We start from the raw sequence: 279 nt of genomic DNA, 5'->3' as shown, positions 1-279 counted from the left end.
CACCAGGGCCGACCCGCCACCGCCGCCGATCGACTGCAGGATCGCGCCGATCGCAAAGTCACCGCTGGTGGCGATCACCCCGCTCTGGGTGCGATCGATATCGCCGCCGTCAGACCCGGTTTCATTCTCCGCCCCAAGCGCGACATCCGCACCGCCGCTGCCCGACAGGTCGACGAGCAAGCGCCCGCCGCCGCCGCCGATCGTCTGCAGCAGAAGGCCGGTGCTTCCGTCGCCGTCGGTGAAGACAGTCCCGTCATGGCTGGAGACACTGTCGCCGCC

At 69.9% G+C, this 279-nt stretch carries 1 pseudogene; it reads right to left on the bottom strand.

The annotated features are described in order from the left end of the window. A pseudogene (locus ACSNOK_RS33985) lies at positions 1–279 on the bottom strand (hypothetical protein); the annotation flags it as partial.

Origin of the sequence: Streptomyces sp. URMC 126, from assembly GCF_051386555.1 — a bacterium.
Taxonomy (GTDB): Bacteria; Actinomycetota; Actinomycetes; order Streptomycetales; family Streptomycetaceae; genus Streptomyces.
The sequence above is the reverse complement of the archived record's forward strand: the minus strand, read 5'-3'. Positions and strand labels throughout refer to the sequence as shown.